The sequence below is a fragment of the Clostridium sp. AN503 genome (assembly GCF_040719375.1).
Classification (GTDB): Bacteria; Bacillota; Clostridia; order Lachnospirales; family Lachnospiraceae; genus Brotaphodocola.
The window spans coordinates 1,095,011-1,110,635 of record NZ_JBFDTP010000001.1 but is presented as its reverse complement, the minus strand read 5'-3'; the positions used below and the strand labels follow the sequence as shown (position 1 = coordinate 1,110,635).

Below are 15,625 nucleotides of genomic sequence, written 5' to 3'. Positions count from 1 at the left end.
CCTCACTATAAAATACAGTTATTCGTCACCAAAACTGATCCCGATCAGCTTCGCTTCCTGGATCATGGAACATCCCGGGTCCACGGTCTTTAACCGCCCTGCCACTTCTGCCAGGGGAACCTCGGTGATCTCGTTATTCTGCATGGCGACCATATAACCGTATTTCTTTTCTTTGATCAGTTTGGCTGCTGCCGCGCCGAGACGGGTGGATAAAACCCGGTCATAGGGGCAGGGCTGGCCGCCGCGCTGGATATGGCCCGGAACCGTGACACGGACTTCCTGTCCGGTCTTCTCGGTGATCTGGGCGCCCAGCTCATAAGCTACAGATGGATACACCACCTGGTTTTTCTTCTTTTCCTTCAGTTCCTTCTTGCTCAAGCCCGCGTCCTCCTTGGAAATAGCGCCTTCCGCCACTGCCAGGATAGAAAACCGCTTGCCCTGTTTTGTCCGTTCCTTCAGAGCATTGACGATAATATCCAGGTCATAAGGGATCTCCGGGAGCAGTATGATATCGGCTCCGCCCGCAATACCTGCATACAGGGTCAGCCATCCAACCTTGTGCCCCATCACCTCAACGATAAATACGCGCCCGTGGGAGGTCGCCGTCGTGTGGATGCAGTCAATGGCGTTGGTCGCCACATTGATGGCGCTCTGAAACCCAAAGGTTACTTCGGTTCCCCACAGGTCATTGTCGATGGTTTTCGGGAGGGATACCACGTTAAGCCCCTCCTCGCGCAGCAGGTTCGCCGTCTTCTGGCTTCCGTTGCCGCCCAGGACCACAAGGCATTCCAGTTTTAATTTTTTGTAGGTGTGTTTCATGGCTTCGACTTTGTCCAGACCGTTCTCATCCGGTACCCGCATCAGCTTGAATGGCTGCCTTGAGGTTCCCAGGATCGTGCCGCCCTTGGTCAGAATACCGGAAAAATCAGAGGGTTTCATGACTTGATAATCTGCATACATAAGTCCTTTATATCCGTCCTCAAATCCGATGATCTCCACATCATCATACATTTTATACAGTGACTTTGCCACGCCGCGCATGGTTGCGTTTAAGCTCTGGCAGTCGCCTCCGCTGGTCAGCATCCCAATTCTCATAGAAGACACACCCTTTCTTCTTTTATTAGTTATTGTCTGATTCACTATTTATCTCTTCAGGCTATACTGCACCCATTCTGATATTATAATACAATGCTCTGCGGTTTGTCTATCGGTTTGTTTGTTTATTTTACGCGGCAAGCCGCGGCCTCACTTCCACCATCCTGCCGACAAATAGGAGCTCTTCGTCTTCCATAATAACTAATTCTAACATTATTAAACAGGTAAAGCAATTGGTTTCTTGGTGTCTGATAGTCTTGACGTCCAGGAAACAGGCATGATATAATTGGTAAAAATATAACAAAAGGGGGCAGCGGCTATGGATGGATATAAACAATTGATGGATGAAAATTACAAAAGGCAGCATTATCCAAACGGCTTTTTCAGTGCAGTCGTTGAGGGGAAGCGTTCCATGACGGCAGGATATATTGTCCTTGTGGTATTCGTGCTGTTTTCACTTCCGTTCTTTTTTCTGGGGATACGGGGCATTGCGTGGGGCTTATCCATGGTGACAAACTGCGTCATAATCGGGATCGGCGTGTTCCTGGTGCTGCTTGGAATCGCTCTTCTCATGCTTTTGAAAAAACAAAAGGGAAAAACCAGGGAGGACTGGGTCCAGCAGGTTGCGAAGAGAAGCGGCTACCCCACAGAGGTCATTGAAGAATTTGACCGGCAGATGACCACCGGAGAAGCTTATTTTTTAACACCCAACGGCAAATACGATAAAATGAAGGAAAGCATCCTGACTGACGACTTTATCAAAATTTCCGAATTTGTCTTTAAACAGAGTGACCTAAAGGCAGCCTGCCTGTTTTTCCTTGAAGACTCTGTCAACGCCGGAAATAAGATCAAATTCGTAAAAACGCTTCATGTCGGACTCATCAGCGACCGCTGCGGTTTCTGGATTGAGGCGGATAAAAACCGGGGCAGCGCCTTTATCGCCATGCTGAAAGAGAAGTTTCCTGAGATTGAAACCAAGGACGGCACAATATTAAAAAACAAGGAATTTCATGCCCTCATGAAAGAGTACATAACCGCCCAATAAGGCGCGGTATCAAAAAATCACTCCCACCTGAAGATCCATGTCATTATCTGAATGGCACGGGTCCAAAGGTGGGAGTTTTTAGTTCTTTAGAGGAAACAGGTTCCGGCGGTCCTGCCGCTTCACCGCTTACAGGTCATAATATTTCTTAAACTCCGCCGGGTGCGGGATCTGCTCGATCTCCCGGCTCTCTGCACGCTTCTTATCCAGCCAGATCTGGATCAGCCGCTCCGGGAACACTCCGCCTTCTGTCAGGTACTCATGATCGGCTTCCATGGCGTCCAGCGCCTCCGCAAGTGTCCGGGGCAGGGACTGTATCTTCTTTTTCTCCTCCTCCGGCAGATCGTACAGGTTCATGTCAAACGGCCCCCAGCCGCAGACAGAGGGATCGATCTGATTCTTTACACCATCCAGCCCTGCCATCAGGATCGCGGCATAGGCATAGTAGGGGTTGGCCGTTGCATCCGGGCTCCTCAGCTCAAACCGCTTGGTCTCCGGGGACTTGGCATAGGCCGGGATGCGGATCACCGCGCTCCGGTTGGATGTGGCATATCCGATGGTGACCGGAGCCTCATACCCCGGCACCAGCCGCTTGAAGGAGTTGGTGGACGGATTGGTGAATGCGCACAGGGACGGGGCGTGCCTTAAAAGCCCGCCTATGAAGTAATGTGCTGTCCTGCTTAAGCCCGAATAACCGTCTTTATCATAGAATACCGGCTGCCCATCCTTCATAAGCAGCATATGGACATGCATCCCGTTGCCCGCCTCTTTATAAATGGGCTTGGGCATAAAGGTAGCGGTCCTGCCTTCCGCGGCGGCGGCATTCTTGATCACATATTTGACGATCATGGTCTTGTCCGCCATGTCCACCATGTCGCCCAGCTCGACCTCGATCTCCATCTGTCCCGGGCCTCCCACCTCATGGTGATGGTATTTGACCTTCACACCCCAGTCCTCTAAAAGCATGCACATCCGGCTGCGCAGGTCATAACCCACATCCTGCGGCGCAGCAATGTGATATCCGCCTTTTAACGGCACTTCATAGCCATTATTATGACCGTTGTCCAGACCGGTGTTCCACTCCGCCTGCCTGGTATCAATACTGTAAGCCGCCCGCTGGGGAGTCACCGTGTAGCTCACATGGTCAAACAGATGGAACTCAAATTCCGGCCCGATCAGCATCTGGTCCGCGATGCCTGTCTTTTTCATGTACTCCACCGCGCTGAGCGCAACATTCCTGGGATACTGGTCAAACGGCTCATTCTCCTCCTTGATCACGCACACATTCCCACACATGGTCAGGGTCGGGATCTCCGCAAATGGGTCCACAACTGCCGTCTCCACGTCAGGGATGAACACCATATCGCTTTTTTCAATGGGTGCAAACCCGTAGTTGGAGCCGTCAAAACCGATTCCGTAAGTAAAAATGTCCTCATTGAAACGCTCCACCGGGATCGTGATATGACGCCATCTTCCGTTTAAGTCCGTCATCTTGAAATCGATCATCCGGATCCCTTTTTCTTCACACAACTCCCTTACTTTTGTACTTTTTAACATAAGCCCCTCCTGCATTCTGTCCGCCGGGATGCTCCTGCATCCGCTGCGGGTTGATTGATGTGATGCTGTTACTGAAATCATACTCTGTTTGGAAAGAAAAGACAATGAAAAAAAGCACTGCCGGCAGTATATTTTAACTACAGGCAGTGCTTATTTGATCAATTATTATTTAAATTCCGCGCATCCCGCTTTGTGTACGGCTCACAGGCGTTACCCTGGCAGCCAGCTCGGTCCAGGCTCCCTCGCGGCACACAGAAGGTCCCACTTAGTGCTGCTGCATTCCTGCCCTGACACGGTTCATGAGTTTCTGTTGCGCAAGACCCAAACGTCAACGCCGCTTACCAGGGGCAGCCCTGCAAGACCGTACCCGGGGCGGGATATCACCTCTGCTGGAGCGGATTGCAGATACAGGGCACCGCTATCTCCCCGGCTGCGCGGAAACTTTGTGACTTGGTTGAGCCATAAGTATAACCCAGCAAATCCTTTTTGTCAAGTTTGCTTAGCTTTTTGTTTCTCCCGGAGCTGGCGGAAGAATTCGGACAGCATCTGCGAACACTCCTCCTGCATCACGCCGATCCTGGTCTCTGCCTGATGGTTGAACCCATCCTCGTGCAGCATGTCCAGGACAGACCCGGCGCACCCTGCCTTGGCGTTCATACAGCCGATCACCACACGGGGGATCCGCGCCTGTACGATTGCCCCTGCACACATGGGACACGGCTCCAGCGTCACATACATGGTACAGTCCTCCAGCCGCCAGTCTCCCATCTTTTTACAGGCTTTGCGGATCGCTATGATCTCCGCGTGGGCCAGCGCGGTCTTGTCCGCCATACGGCGGTTATAACCGCGTCCAATGATCGTCCCCTGATATACTATGACGCAGCCGATGGGCACATCCCCCAGGGCGGCTGCTTTTTCGCCTGGCGGACGGCTTCCCGCATATATTTCCTGTCGACAGCATCGCCGTCCTCATCCGGCACAACTGTTTTTCTTATTTTTCTGATCTCTTTTTCTGCCATGATCCCCTCTTATAGTCTGCAAAATGTTCCATTTGCGGCTCTCCCATGTTATAATCCATGTTGATACTATTATAATTGATAACAGGAAAAATGGAAATAAAAAATGAATGAAATTAAAATCTGCGGTCTGCAAAAGACCACGCTCCTGGATTATCCAGGGCATGTCGCTGCTACTATATTTCTCGGCGGCTGTAATTTCCGGTGCCCGTTCTGCCACAATGCAGAACTGCTGGGCAATGACGCTCCTGCCCAGTATTCAGAACCGGAAATCCTGGCGTTTTTAAAGAAACGCCGCGGTATCCTGGAGGGCGTCTGCATCACCGGAGGGGAACCTACGCTGCACCCGGAAGAGCTGGAAGCATTTCTGCAAAAGCTGCGGGAGCTTGGCCTGTCCATCAAGCTGGATACGAACGGCAGCCGCCCGGACATTGTCCGTCATCTGGCTGCCGAGGGGCTTTTAGATTACATTGCCATGGATATAAAGGCCGGGCCGGACAACTATGGCACAGTCTGCCAGGTTGCACATATGGACCTGACGCCAATCCGGGAAACCGCCGCATGGCTGAAGAGCGGCAGCATTCCCTATGAATTCCGTACCACTGTGGTGAAGGGACTGCACACTGCCGATGACTTTTCTCAGATTGGCCCCTGGATCGCCGGATGCCCGCATTATTTCCTGCAGAATTATGTGGAATCCGAGCTGGTACTGCAACCCGACGGCTTCGGCAGTTTTTCCAAAGAGGAATTGCTGGCGTTCGCCGATATTGTAAGGCCATATGTGGGTTCCGTGGAACTCCGGGGCGTGGATTACTGATACTTCACAGGCGGATGTCCGTATACCAGTAGCCGAAACGCCCGTCCTCCTCCGGCTGCTTTCTTGCCAGAACGAAATGCGGGAATCCAAACATAGACGCCATATATTTTTCATTGCTGAAATATTGTCCCGGTACGCCCAGCAGGTAACGGGGCTCGCCCTGCGGATTGTTTAAACGCGCCAGGATCAGATGCCGGTAATTGTAATAACCGTGAAGCAGGAAGCTGTTATTCCCAAATACCCAGATCTCCCGCGGCAGCAGGCCGATATCCTGCGGCTTGATGGACAGGATCTCACAGCCGTTATCATAGTCAAAGGCAAGAACCTTTGTGTATTGGCGCTGCAATCTGTCCCACAAATTGTTCCGCGCAGAATTTTCCCGCTCCAGCCGGTCGAGTTCTTCCAGCCTGGCAAGATTTTCCGGCTCCGCGATGGAGTTGACGGGCTGAGCGGACTGGGTCGGCTGCACTGTCTGGGTGGATTGGGCCGTCTGGGCTGGCTGCATTGACTGGATTGGCTGCGACGGCTGAGCTGGCTGTATTGTCCGGATCGGCTGCGCCGCCTGAGTTGGCTGCATTGGCCGGATTGGCTGCGCCGCCTGGGCTGGCTGCATAGGCTGGATTGGCTGCGACGCCTGGGCTGGCTGCATAGGCTGGATTGGCTGCGACGCCTGGGCTGGCTGCATAGGCTGGATTGGCTGCGACGCCTGGGCTGGCTGCATTGACTGCTCCGTCTGTTCCTGCTGGCGTATAGGCTGTATGATCTGCCGCATCACTCTGCTTATGGCATCCTGCATGAAACTTTCAGTTCTGTCTGCTGGCTGTTTTGCCTCTGGTTCCTGTTTCTGCTGCGAACCTGTTATCTGCTGTGAACCTGTTATCTGCTGTGAACCTGTTATTTGTTGTGAACCTGTTATCTGCTGTGGTTCTGACTCCAGCTGTGGTTCCGGCCCCTGCTGTGGTTCCGGCATCCATTCCGGCTCAAACATTGGTTCTCCAGCTATATACATCACCATCTCGGCTGACATATCGGGTTTTTCTGCCGATGTCCGGTCTGACGCCATGTCTGGCTCTGCATCCAACGGCTGACCAGCATCCATACCCGGCACCGGGTCCTGCGACGGTCTGACGGCAGCCTCCTGCACCGCGTCGGAGGGTCCGGCGGCAATCTCCTGTTCCGCAACCGTTTCTGTCTCTTCCCACGGCGCGATCGTCTCCAGGCGTTCCTGCTCCCGCTGAAGCTCCTGCTCGATTTCTTTTGAAACAGGCAGGATCTCCGCAGACAGCCCTTCTGCGGACAGCGCTCCGGTCTCTGAAGGAAGCTCCTGAGTATTCACTTCCTGCGATGCCTCCCGAGCCTCTTTTTTGCGTATATTTTCCGCCGTCACATCGGCAAGCTGGATCTCTGCCGCCTGCGCCACAGCATCCTCCCATATGGTAGTGTAGCTCTGCCAGGTGCTGTCCACATCATGGATGGTCAGACCGTAGCACTGGTCCATGCTGCAGCCGCTCCCCTCCACATTATCGGGTTTTACCTGGATACGGAATTCCCCGGCGCCGTTTCGGATGAATATCCTGCCCAACAAAATCTCCGCGCCGGGCGACAATAAATACACCCCGATCTCGCTGCTGCCCACATAGACTTTTTTCACATTTACCTGTATCCTGCACTGGTCCCCCCGTATCTCTATCTTGGCGTAACCGATGTTTTTTCCCTTTACACCGCCTTCATATGCGTAAATATATGAGATCAATCTGCGATAATTAGACATGTTATCCTCTCCTTTTTGTGACTATTTTAGCGGTCCGGGCGGCATCCTCCTGCATAACCTGCGGTCTCACAGGAAGCACCGGATACTCCTCCAATGGAAGGCCGTCATGAATTGTTATAAATATTTTATGAAATACCCATTGCAACTATGACTTAAAAATGCTATCCTGTAGTTGGTATTTAGCGAAAATTTTTTTCAAAAAATGGAGGGGCAGTAACATGAAAATTTTAAAGGCTAAAGATTATGACGACATGAGCAGAAAGGCGGCAAATGTTATTTCTGCACAGGTAATTATGAAACCGGACTGTGTTCTGGGCCTTGCGACCGGTTCTACTCCGATCGGCACCTACAAGCAGCTGATCGAGTGGTACAATCAGGGCGACCTGGATTTCTCAGAGGTTTCTACCGCGAACCTGGACGAGTATAAGGGCCTCACCAGGGACAACGACCAAAGCTATTACTACTTTATGTACAATAACTTATTCAAGCACGTAAACATCGACCTGGCAAAGACCAACATCCCGGACGGGACCGAACCGGACAGCGATAAGGAATGTGCGCGCTACAATGGGGTTATCGAAAGCCTAGGCGGCATTGACTTACAGCTCTTAGGCCTTGGCAACAACGGCCACATCGGCTTCAACGAGCCGGATGAGGAATTCGCCAAGCTGACCCACTGCGTTGACTTACAGCCCAGCACCATCGAGGCAAACAAGCGCTTCTTCGCCAGCATCGACGATGTTCCGAAGCAGGCTTATACCATGGGGATCAAGACCATCATGCAGGCCAAAAAAGTCCTTCTGATCGTCAGCGGCGAGGGTAAGGCAGATATCTTAAGAGACGCATTGTTCGGACCGGTGACTCCTCATGTCCCGGCGTCCATCCTTCAGCTTCACAATGATGTGACTGTTGTTGCGGATGAAGCGGCACTGTCCAAATGCAATCTGTAATATTTCAAGCTCAGCCAGAGCCGTGTCCGTAAAGGGCGCAGAAAAAGGCGGGATTCCCGATGGCAAACCGGGATTCCCGCCTTTCTTTTATACAGCCTGTTCCAGCAGCGCTGTCACTTCCTCCAGGTTCTTTTTTCCAAAATACACCTGAGAATCATTGATCACCATGCATGGAACGCTCATGATCTTATATTTTTTCTTCAGCTCCGGGTAGTGCATCAGATCTATCATCTCACCCGTCACCCTGCCGGACAGGGAAGCGGCCCTCTGGACGCCCATCACAACCTCTGGACACATGGTACAGGAGAGGGACACCATCACCTTTACATTGATGTCTTTTTCGATTGCCTTAATACGCTGCTGCAGCCCGTCATCCACCGGCTGTCCGGGGCCTGCCATATTATAGAGCGCGATCACAAAGGAGTTGAATTCATGACCGCCCGGCACCCCATGGAACAGGATATTGCCTCCGCTGCCATCCTCCCGCTCGATGCGGAATGCAGGGAACAGCTCGCCGCCAGCTTCCCGGCGGGCTTTCTCCTCACCGGTCACTGTCTCACGGATGCAGACCACTTTGTCGGTCAGTTCTTCCAGTTCCCCCATAAAAACACTCATTTCTCCCGCAAGGGGGCTGTTGTCCAGTTCTGCGCGCAGTATCACCTTTGCCGCAAATTTGGGAAAAAGGCCAGCCAGCTGCTGTTTGATCTCTGCCGATAAGAAAACATTGGTTCCGTCGCCGCCCTCCCCGCTGTGTGCACTATCCTGCGCATCGTCATCATCCAGACGGCCCAGATCGGCCTCCCTTCTGGGCAGCTCCGGAAGCTTTAATTTTTCATGGATCATGGAAACGTGCTTTTCCAGGGATGTAGCCGCTACCGCCCCATCCGATACGGCTGTCACTACCTGGCGCAGATTCTTGATGCAGACATCACCGGCTCCGTACACTCCATCTACACTGGTTTTCCGATTCTCATTGGTGATAAGGTAACCATGCTCGTCGCATTTCACTTTATCTGAAAGCCATCCGGTATTCGGCACATATCCTGCGAATACGAAGATCCCGAATGCACCGTCTTTCCCCGCTTCACAGCTCCATTCTTCCCCGGTCTGATTATTCCGGAACCGGGCATGGGATACGATGGTATCGCCGCCGGCTTCCACGATCTCAGTGTTGAATTTCACTTCGATCTTAGGCTCCTTTTTCACCTGGTCAGCCACCGTCCGCGCGCAGGTGAAGTCCTCCTCCCGGACGATCATCGTCACTTTCTTTGCATATTTTGTCAGGAAGATCCCTTCCTCCACAGCGGCAAATCCGCCGCCGATGACAAATACATCCATACCGGTGAAGAATTCTCCGTCACAGGTTGCGCAGTAAGCCACGCCGCGGCCCTGGAACTCCTTTTCTCCCTTGAAGCCCAGCTTCCTGGGATTGGCGCCGGTTGCCAGGATCACCCCAAGAGCCTCATATTCCCCTGCGGTCGTGTGCAAGATCTTGACATCCTGCTCCAATTCCATGTCCAGCACCTCCGCCATCATGAATTCCGCGCCGAATGCCTCCGCCTGCTCTTTCATGGACTGGGTAAGCGCCGTACCGCTGGTCTTCTCCACGCCGGGATAGTTGACGATCTCCGAGGTAATGGTGATCTGTCCGCCGATCTTTTCCTTCTCCATGACCAGGACCTTATATCTCGCCCGGGCCATGTAGATGGCGGCCGACAAACCTGCCGGACCGCCTCCCACAATGATCACATCATACAAATTGTTTTTCAGTTCCATATGCCCTCCTGCTCTGCCCGCAGATACACTCTGCAACCGCTGTACACAATTGCAGGCTACAGGCGCTGTCCATTAGATCAGGCCGACCAGATCCAGGCTCGGCTTCAAAGTCTCTGCGCCAGGCTGCCATTTTGCCGGGCATACCTCGTCGCCGTGCTCCGCCACAAACTGGGACGCCTGTACGCGGCGGAACAGCTCGTCCGCATTTCTTCCCACATTCCCGGCGATCACTTCATAGGCCACGATCTTTCCTTCCGGGTTCACGATAAAGCTTCCGCGCTCTGCCATACCGCTCTCCTCGATCATCACCTCAAAATCCCTTGCCAGCTTTCCGGTCGGGTCTGCCAGCATCGGATACTGGATCTTCTTAATGGTCTTGGACGCATCATGCCATGCCTTATGAACAAAATGGCTGTCACAGGATACACTGTAGATCTCGCAGTTTGCTCCCTTAAACTCCTCGTACTTGTTTGCCAGATCCTCCAGCTCGGTCGGACACACGAACGTGAAGTCTGCCGGGTAGAAGAAAAATACGCTCCATTTGCCAAGCACATCTGATTTCTTTACTTCTTTAAATTCATTACCCACATAAGCCTGTACTGTAAAATCACTGATCTCTTTTCCAATTAATGACATAGTAATACCTCCTGGTTTTTTCTTTTTTATTGTTACTGTTCTTTGAAGTTTCTATACTTGTCTGGCTTTATATTATCCAGATATCTGTTTGGGTTAGCTTTTGCTAACTTGATTTCATTTTAGCAGAGGTTTTATTTTTTGTCAATAAATAATATTGATAATTATTATTGTTTTATGCGTTTCAGCCTTTCTCTGTGCAATTCTAAAAAGTAAACACTGCTTAGGGCATTCACTGGGATTATTAATTTTTATAACGGTTGAAAAACTTGAAGTATAAAACACAACAGGTATAATGGTAAGCAACAACAAAAAACTACGCAGGATGGTGATTACTATGTTCCGAATCGGAGAATTTTCAAAACTGATGCAGGTTTCTATCCGCATGCTCCGTTATTATGACGAGACCGGGCTTTTAAAACCTGCAGTGATCGACCCATGGACCGGGTACCGCATGTATTCTGCGCAGCAGATACCGGTGCTGAAAAAGATCCTCTATCTTCGGGACAGCGGCTTTCAGACCGCTGAGATAGCTGCTGCCATTCAGCAGCATGATAACTGGCTGCTTATGGAACAGCTTGATGCAAAATATGCAGAGATTGAACAAACAATCCGGGCGGAACAGGAAAGGCTGCAAAAATTAGATCTTGCGCGCCAGGAAATCCTGCATGGAAAAGATGATCTGCATTATCAGATCACACTGAAAACCATCCCCTCTTTCCAGGTGCTTTCCCTGCGGAAGATCATTCCGGATTACTTCGCGGAGGGAGAGTTATGGAGTGAGCTTTCCTCTTTCGCAGATAAAAAGCGGATCCAGATATCGAGCCAGACCTTTTCCATCTATCACGATGATGAGTACAAGGAAACAGACGTGGACGTTGAAATATGTGCGCCTGTGAAACAGACCGGAACGGACTCGGGAATTATCAAATACCGAATCACAGAGCCAGTCCCGTTGATGGCCTGCACGATGGCATACGGCGATTTTACAAATATTGCAGGCGCTTACCAGGCCTTTGCCCAATGGCTCCAGCTTCACAGCAAATATCAGATGACTGGCCCCACGCGGCAGATCGTGCACCGCGGCCCATGGAACGAAACCAGCCCGGATAACTACCTGACTGAAATCCAGATACCGTTGGTAAACCAATCTTATGAACCATTATGAGGATCTATGTACGGCTCCTCATTTTCTTCTTGAGTCTCACATGATGTCAGGGCTTAAGCTGAATATGCCAACCGAAAATCAAAATTAAAAAATGGAGGTAACATCATGGCGGATTACAAAATACATCCGGTAGGAACAGTCAGGCACAATGAAAACGGGTCATTTATCGAGGTGGATAAGCAGTATATCCCGGCGCTTCAGGCGCTGGAGGGGTTCAGCCACATCAATGTCATATGGTGGTTCAGTGATTTTGATGATGAGACATGCCGAGCAGTACTGCAGGCGGAGCAGCCCTACAAGGACGCGCCCGAGGTAATGGGCGTCTTTGCCACAAGGTCGCCGATCCGCCCCAATCCGATCGCCTTGACCGCATCGGAGATCATTCATATTGATCACAAAAACGGCGTCATCCAGGTAGCTTTTATCGATGCCAACGACAACACTCCCGTGCTTGATATCAAGCCTTACACCCCGAGTTTAGACAGGGTGGAAAAACCGGGGGTTCCTGACTGGTGCAGTGGATGGCCGATGAGTACAGAAGAATCCGGGGAATTTGACTGGGGTAGTGTGTTTAATTTTTAAGAAAATGGGCTGTGGAAACAGATTCCCTGCCTGTACTGGATGGTAAGATTGGATTGCTCACAATAAAATTTACATTGATAATTTCTGACATCTAAGATAAGATTATAGATATCAGCCAGGAGGACTATAACATGATCTTATCCGATAAAACCATCACGAAAATGCTGGAGGAGCACACCCTTTCCATCTCCCCCATCGAAAAAGAACAGATCCAGCCTGCCAGTGTTGATATCCGCCTTGGAGATACGTTCAGTATCGTCGAAGATTCTTCCACCGGGATTATTACACTGGAAAGCGAAATCAAGTACAAAACCATCCGGACAGACACTTACATCCTGCTGCCCGGACAGTTCGTCCTTGCCACTACTTTGGAATATATTTCCCTGCCCAATAACCTGACTGCATTTGTGGAAGGGAGAAGTTCTTTAGGGCGCATGGGCCTGTTCATCCAGAATGCCGGCTGGGTCGATCCCGGATTTCAGGGCGAGATCACGTTGGAACTCTTTAATGCCAACCGCTGTGCTATCGAACTGAAAGCAGGCCGCCGTGTGGGGCAGCTTGTGTTTGCTGAGATGGATTGTGAAGCGCTGAATCCCTATCGGGGGAAGTATCAGGGGCAGAAGGGCGCGACGGGGTCGCGGGTTTATATGGATAAGGAACTGAATTAATCCTTTCGTCTGCTATAATACAGATAACACACGCCTATTTACGAAAGGAGTCCATATGGGAAAACTGATCAGGACATACCAGGGAGATCCCGATGACATTAAGAGGCGAATCCTGGTGGCCGCCAAACAGGTGGCTGATCTCAAAGAACAATCCACGGAAGACAGCGGGGAAATGCATATACACCTTTTAGTATATAACCGATACTTCCTGCGAAATAACAGTGAGGCCAGTCTGTCCCTGCTGATTATCAGCCGACCCGAAGAAACTCAGCTTATAGCTATCAGCGCGGGGGGCGGCGCCGGTATACTTTGTCTGGATCTGGGCGCAGCAAATAAATTAACCCAGCTACTAGAGGATGCCTTAATACAGCACGGTCTGAGGTGAACGTGACAGACGTTCCTCTTTATCGTAAAAACAGAATTCAATTATAAAAACATGGCAGATGTTTAACAGGAGTTTCCTGTACCATCTGCCATGATTTTGTTATCTGACTGCTATTATTAATTTCTCATCACATTGATCAAAAACCAGACGTACGCCCACTCTTTGGACCGGAGGTTGTTCGTCTGCTCGATCAGCGTTATGACATCGCCTTTGCGGATATTCCCCGGATTCATGCCCTGCATCCAGTTGTTGACCTTTTCGTCCGGTTCGCAAAAACCAAGGATATTGTCTGTCGATACTTTAAAAAATGAAGCCAGCTGCAGCAGCACATCGACCGATATCACTTCCCGCTCACGTTCCATCCTGCTGACCACCTGCTGCGATACGCCAATCTGCTCGCCCAATTGCTTCTGAGAGAGTCCCTGCTTTTTCCTCAGCTTGCGAATATTACTTTCCATATGGTTCATCTCCCTTTGTTTACTGTTATTTTAGCAAACAACGGAGAGATGTATACTTACTGTTTTTGTGTTTTTACTTTATTTTGTTGTGCTTTTGTTTTAGAGTAGTGTATTTATCTGCGCTCAATGCATTTTTGAAATGGCAGGTAGAGAGTAAATATACCTCTGCTTTATGTGGAACACCCATTCATGATTAACGCAGGCGCTCATATAATGCATATATCGTAGTATATTGATTCGTATACCACGTAACCAAATTGTCACCTTCTGCATAAAAATACATATCTTCGGTCAGATTGTACCCTGATTGATCCGGTCCCATATAAACACCGTCTCCCACAGGTGACAGGACCTTATCAAAATAGCGGTATCTGCTCCATTCATCAGACTCTTTTTCCCTCGCCCAGCCTAATACTTTCAAAGTTCCATTGTCCTGTTTTGATATTTCCAGCATTTGATACAGGTATGGCGCTCCATAGCTTCCATAGGAAGTATTCCCATAGGATTTCTCCTCCCATTTCCCCACCAGACTGTCCGCACTTGAGTCGGAAGGATATGACGCTGTGATTTCGCTGCTCCCCCTTTGGGTCTGCACTGTTCCATTTTCTACCCATGCACCAGCTTCATTCACCTGGTAGCCATCCGGCGTCACTGTGTTTAAATAAGCATAACCACTTTCATCAAAACAATAGGATTCACACACACCATCCCCATTTCCATCAATCCACTGCCATCGATTGACCGCATAGCTGCCATCATCCTCCTGATATCTCCACCCAATTTCATCTTGCTGCCATTGACCGGCAACGCAGGGAAAAGCAGGGAGAACTGTCAGCAACAATGAAATTACAAATACCATAAACTGTTTTTTCATACACCATGACCTCCTTTTTAGTTGTTTGGAATGCTCATTGCTTAATGATATTTATTTCATTACATAAATAATTTTTTGAGTTCTTGCACATTTGACAGCTGTTAATATTTCCGTCCTAATTCTATTATTATCATCGATTAAGCTACCTTCTCCCTTCCAAACATTAATTACACACTCCAACGGGTAAGTACTAGTTGGTATGGTCCAGCTTCGCTGGACGCACTGCGGGTTAAAAGCTGGATGGCTTGATGCCACCTGACCAAAGGATATCGCCCGGCAAAGCCGGGTGGTATAAATTACTATATAATAATTTCTACTATTTTGCCATTGTCACTAAATTGAAGAAATTTAGACATATTCTCTGAAACAATCCAAGTTTCAAAAGCTACTGCCGCTATATCATCTTCATATCCTATGACACTTGTCAAATCTGTCTGTATGACCGGCAGACTAGACTCATCCCAAATTATATAAATTTTTTCAGTCCATTTAGAAATTATTTCTTCAACAGAATTGATTTCCCTCCCTTCAGTTTTACATAAATCAGTTATTTTTTTATTAAAGTCCGATAATACTTTTTCTTGTTGATCTAAGGATAAAATGATTTTGTTCTTTCCTAATACCGTAAAACATTCTTGCAAAAGTAGATTGTTTGCCCATTTTCTTTCTCTTGCAATATCCCTATTTTGATTCTTTAACTGCTCATAACGTTTTTTTGTTCTATATCCATCGTTTGCTCCTAGTTCCACAAATCTATTATTGCTTTATATTCATCATAGCTAATATCTATAGGTATAACTGTTTTTTCGCATTTACCCCATTTCCGAATCGTA

At 49.6% G+C, this 15,625-nt stretch carries 17 protein-coding genes and 1 other RNA gene; 7 read left to right on the top strand and 11 right to left on the bottom strand.

Annotated elements, in window-relative coordinates:
• Positions 1 to 18: 18 nt before the first annotated feature.
• A complete protein-coding gene (locus AB1I67_RS05000) occupies positions 19 to 1,095 on the bottom strand; it encodes an ATP-dependent 6-phosphofructokinase (protein WP_367028710.1) in 1,077 nt (358 codons plus the stop codon).
• Between the two features lie 319 nt (positions 1,096 to 1,414).
• Between AB1I67_RS05000 and AB1I67_RS04995 the strand changes: the two genes are divergently transcribed.
• Positions 1,415 to 2,140, top strand: a complete 726-nt coding sequence (locus tag AB1I67_RS04995; protein WP_367028709.1) for a hypothetical protein — start codon at positions 1,415 to 1,417, stop codon at positions 2,138 to 2,140.
• A gap of 126 nt (positions 2,141 to 2,266) precedes the next feature.
• Here the strand turns inward: AB1I67_RS04995 and glnA are convergent, their stop codons facing one another.
• The 4 genes from glnA to AB1I67_RS04975 form a co-directional block, all read right to left on the bottom strand.
• Positions 2,267 to 3,694 (bottom strand): type I glutamate--ammonia ligase, encoded by a 1,428-nt coding sequence (glnA, locus tag AB1I67_RS04990; protein WP_367028708.1) that lies wholly within the window; start codon positions 3,692 to 3,694, stop codon positions 2,267 to 2,269.
• 176 nt (positions 3,695 to 3,870) lie between these two features.
• Positions 3,871 to 4,132, bottom strand: an RNA gene (gene ffs, locus AB1I67_RS04985) — signal recognition particle sRNA large type.
• A 51-nt stretch (positions 4,133 to 4,183) separates the two neighbouring features.
• On the bottom strand, positions 4,184 to 4,588 hold the full coding sequence (gene tadA, locus AB1I67_RS04980) for a tRNA adenosine(34) deaminase TadA (RefSeq protein WP_367028707.1): 405 nt from the start codon (positions 4,586 to 4,588) through the stop codon (positions 4,184 to 4,186).
• Positions 4,567 to 4,713 carry a hypothetical protein gene (locus AB1I67_RS04975; RefSeq protein ID WP_367028706.1) on the bottom strand — a complete coding sequence of 49 codons (147 nt, stop codon included), beginning with the start codon at positions 4,711 to 4,713 and terminating at the stop codon, positions 4,567 to 4,569. The genes tadA and AB1I67_RS04975 overlap by 22 nt, the downstream gene beginning before the upstream one ends.
• Positions 4,714 to 4,816: 103 nt before the next feature.
• Between AB1I67_RS04975 and AB1I67_RS04970 the strand changes: the two genes are divergently transcribed.
• A complete protein-coding gene (locus AB1I67_RS04970; protein WP_367028705.1) occupies positions 4,817 to 5,527 on the top strand; it encodes an anaerobic ribonucleoside-triphosphate reductase activating protein in 711 nt (236 codons plus the stop codon).
• A 4-nt stretch (positions 5,528 to 5,531) separates the two neighbouring features.
• Here the strand turns inward: AB1I67_RS04970 and AB1I67_RS04965 are convergent, their stop codons facing one another.
• A complete protein-coding gene (locus tag AB1I67_RS04965; protein ID WP_367028704.1) occupies positions 5,532 to 7,298 on the bottom strand; it encodes a DUF6128 domain-containing protein in 1,767 nt (588 codons plus the stop codon).
• Between the two features lie 218 nt (positions 7,299 to 7,516).
• Here AB1I67_RS04965 and nagB point away from each other — a divergent pair, with 218 nt between their 5' ends.
• The gene (gene nagB / locus AB1I67_RS04960) at positions 7,517 to 8,248 is read left to right on the top strand and encodes a glucosamine-6-phosphate deaminase (RefSeq protein WP_367028703.1); all 732 of its coding nucleotides are present in this window, start codon (positions 7,517 to 7,519) and stop codon (positions 8,246 to 8,248) included.
• A gap of 87 nt (positions 8,249 to 8,335) precedes the next feature.
• Here nagB and AB1I67_RS04955 read toward each other — a convergent pair whose 3' ends face one another.
• Both AB1I67_RS04955 and ahpC read right to left on the bottom strand, forming a co-directional pair.
• The gene (locus tag AB1I67_RS04955) at positions 8,336 to 10,024 is read right to left on the bottom strand and encodes an FAD-dependent oxidoreductase (RefSeq protein ID WP_367028702.1); all 1,689 of its coding nucleotides are present in this window, start codon (positions 10,022 to 10,024) and stop codon (positions 8,336 to 8,338) included.
• A gap of 72 nt (positions 10,025 to 10,096) precedes the next feature.
• Positions 10,097 to 10,660, bottom strand: a complete 564-nt coding sequence (gene ahpC, locus AB1I67_RS04950) for an alkyl hydroperoxide reductase subunit C (protein WP_367028701.1) — start codon at positions 10,658 to 10,660, stop codon at positions 10,097 to 10,099.
• Positions 10,661 to 10,994: 334 nt separating this feature from the next.
• Between ahpC and AB1I67_RS04945 the strand changes: the two genes are divergently transcribed.
• The 4 genes from AB1I67_RS04945 to AB1I67_RS04930 all read left to right on the top strand — a co-directional run bounded on the left by AB1I67_RS04945 (position 10,995) and on the right by AB1I67_RS04930 (position 13,460).
• Entirely contained in the window at positions 10,995 to 11,825 is an 831-nt protein-coding gene (locus tag AB1I67_RS04945; protein ID WP_367028700.1) for a MerR family transcriptional regulator, read from the top strand.
• 105 nt (positions 11,826 to 11,930) lie between these two features.
• The gene (locus AB1I67_RS04940) at positions 11,931 to 12,407 is read left to right on the top strand and encodes an SAM-dependent methyltransferase (protein WP_367028699.1); all 477 of its coding nucleotides are present in this window, start codon (positions 11,931 to 11,933) and stop codon (positions 12,405 to 12,407) included.
• Positions 12,408 to 12,538: 131 nt separating this feature from the next.
• Positions 12,539 to 13,075 carry a dCTP deaminase gene (gene dcd, locus AB1I67_RS04935; protein ID WP_367028698.1) on the top strand — a complete coding sequence of 179 codons (537 nt, stop codon included), beginning with the start codon at positions 12,539 to 12,541 and terminating at the stop codon, positions 13,073 to 13,075.
• 55 nt (positions 13,076 to 13,130) lie between these two features.
• Complete coding sequence (locus AB1I67_RS04930) at positions 13,131 to 13,460, top strand: DUF6054 family protein (protein WP_367028697.1); 330 nt, start codon at positions 13,131 to 13,133, stop codon at positions 13,458 to 13,460.
• A 116-nt stretch (positions 13,461 to 13,576) separates the two neighbouring features.
• On the opposite strand, the gene AB1I67_RS04925 is transcribed toward AB1I67_RS04930, so the two are convergent.
• The 3 genes from AB1I67_RS04925 to AB1I67_RS04915 all read right to left on the bottom strand — a co-directional run bounded on the left by AB1I67_RS04925 (position 13,577) and on the right by AB1I67_RS04915 (position 15,541).
• Positions 13,577 to 13,918, bottom strand: a complete 342-nt coding sequence (locus AB1I67_RS04925) for a helix-turn-helix transcriptional regulator (RefSeq protein WP_367028696.1) — start codon at positions 13,916 to 13,918, stop codon at positions 13,577 to 13,579.
• Between the two features lie 193 nt (positions 13,919 to 14,111).
• Entirely contained in the window at positions 14,112 to 14,792 is a 681-nt protein-coding gene (locus AB1I67_RS04920; RefSeq protein ID WP_367028695.1) for a hypothetical protein, read from the bottom strand.
• 299 nt (positions 14,793 to 15,091) lie between these two features.
• Positions 15,092 to 15,541 carry a hypothetical protein gene (locus AB1I67_RS04915; RefSeq protein ID WP_367028694.1) on the bottom strand — a complete coding sequence of 150 codons (450 nt, stop codon included), beginning with the start codon at positions 15,539 to 15,541 and terminating at the stop codon, positions 15,092 to 15,094.
• Between the last annotated feature and the right edge of the window lie 84 nt (positions 15,542 to 15,625).

Excerpts from the sequence above, each read along its gene's own strand:
- glnA (WP_367028708.1), bottom strand. The coding sequence starts at position 3,694 with ATGTTAAAAAGTACAAAAGTAAGGGAGTTGTGTGAAGAAAAAGGGATC.
- AB1I67_RS04970 (WP_367028705.1), top strand. The coding sequence starts at position 4,817 with ATGAATGAAATTAAAATCTGCGGTCTGCAAAAGACCACGCTCCTGGAT.
- AB1I67_RS04930 (WP_367028697.1), top strand. The coding sequence starts at position 13,131 with ATGGGAAAACTGATCAGGACATACCAGGGAGATCCCGATGACATTAAG.
- AB1I67_RS04965 (WP_367028704.1), bottom strand. The coding sequence starts at position 7,298 with ATGTCTAATTATCGCAGATTGATCTCATATATTTACGCATATGAAGGC.
- AB1I67_RS04995 (WP_367028709.1), top strand. The coding sequence starts at position 1,415 with ATGGATGGATATAAACAATTGATGGATGAAAATTACAAAAGGCAGCAT.
- AB1I67_RS04925 (WP_367028696.1), bottom strand. The coding sequence starts at position 13,918 with ATGGAAAGTAATATTCGCAAGCTGAGGAAAAAGCAGGGACTCTCTCAG.
- AB1I67_RS05000 (WP_367028710.1), bottom strand. The coding sequence starts at position 1,095 with ATGAGAATTGGGATGCTGACCAGCGGAGGCGACTGCCAGAGCTTAAAC.
- AB1I67_RS04945 (WP_367028700.1), top strand. The coding sequence starts at position 10,995 with ATGTTCCGAATCGGAGAATTTTCAAAACTGATGCAGGTTTCTATCCGC.
- nagB (WP_367028703.1), top strand. The coding sequence starts at position 7,517 with ATGAAAATTTTAAAGGCTAAAGATTATGACGACATGAGCAGAAAGGCG.
- AB1I67_RS04975 (WP_367028706.1), bottom strand. The coding sequence starts at position 4,713 with ATGGCAGAAAAAGAGATCAGAAAAATAAGAAAAACAGTTGTGCCGGAT.
- AB1I67_RS04920 (WP_367028695.1), bottom strand. The coding sequence starts at position 14,792 with ATGAAAAAACAGTTTATGGTATTTGTAATTTCATTGTTGCTGACAGTT.
- ahpC (WP_367028701.1), bottom strand. The coding sequence starts at position 10,660 with ATGTCATTAATTGGAAAAGAGATCAGTGATTTTACAGTACAGGCTTAT.
- dcd (WP_367028698.1), top strand. The coding sequence starts at position 12,539 with ATGATCTTATCCGATAAAACCATCACGAAAATGCTGGAGGAGCACACC.
- AB1I67_RS04955 (WP_367028702.1), bottom strand. The coding sequence starts at position 10,024 with ATGGAACTGAAAAACAATTTGTATGATGTGATCATTGTGGGAGGCGGT.
- AB1I67_RS04940 (WP_367028699.1), top strand. The coding sequence starts at position 11,931 with ATGGCGGATTACAAAATACATCCGGTAGGAACAGTCAGGCACAATGAA.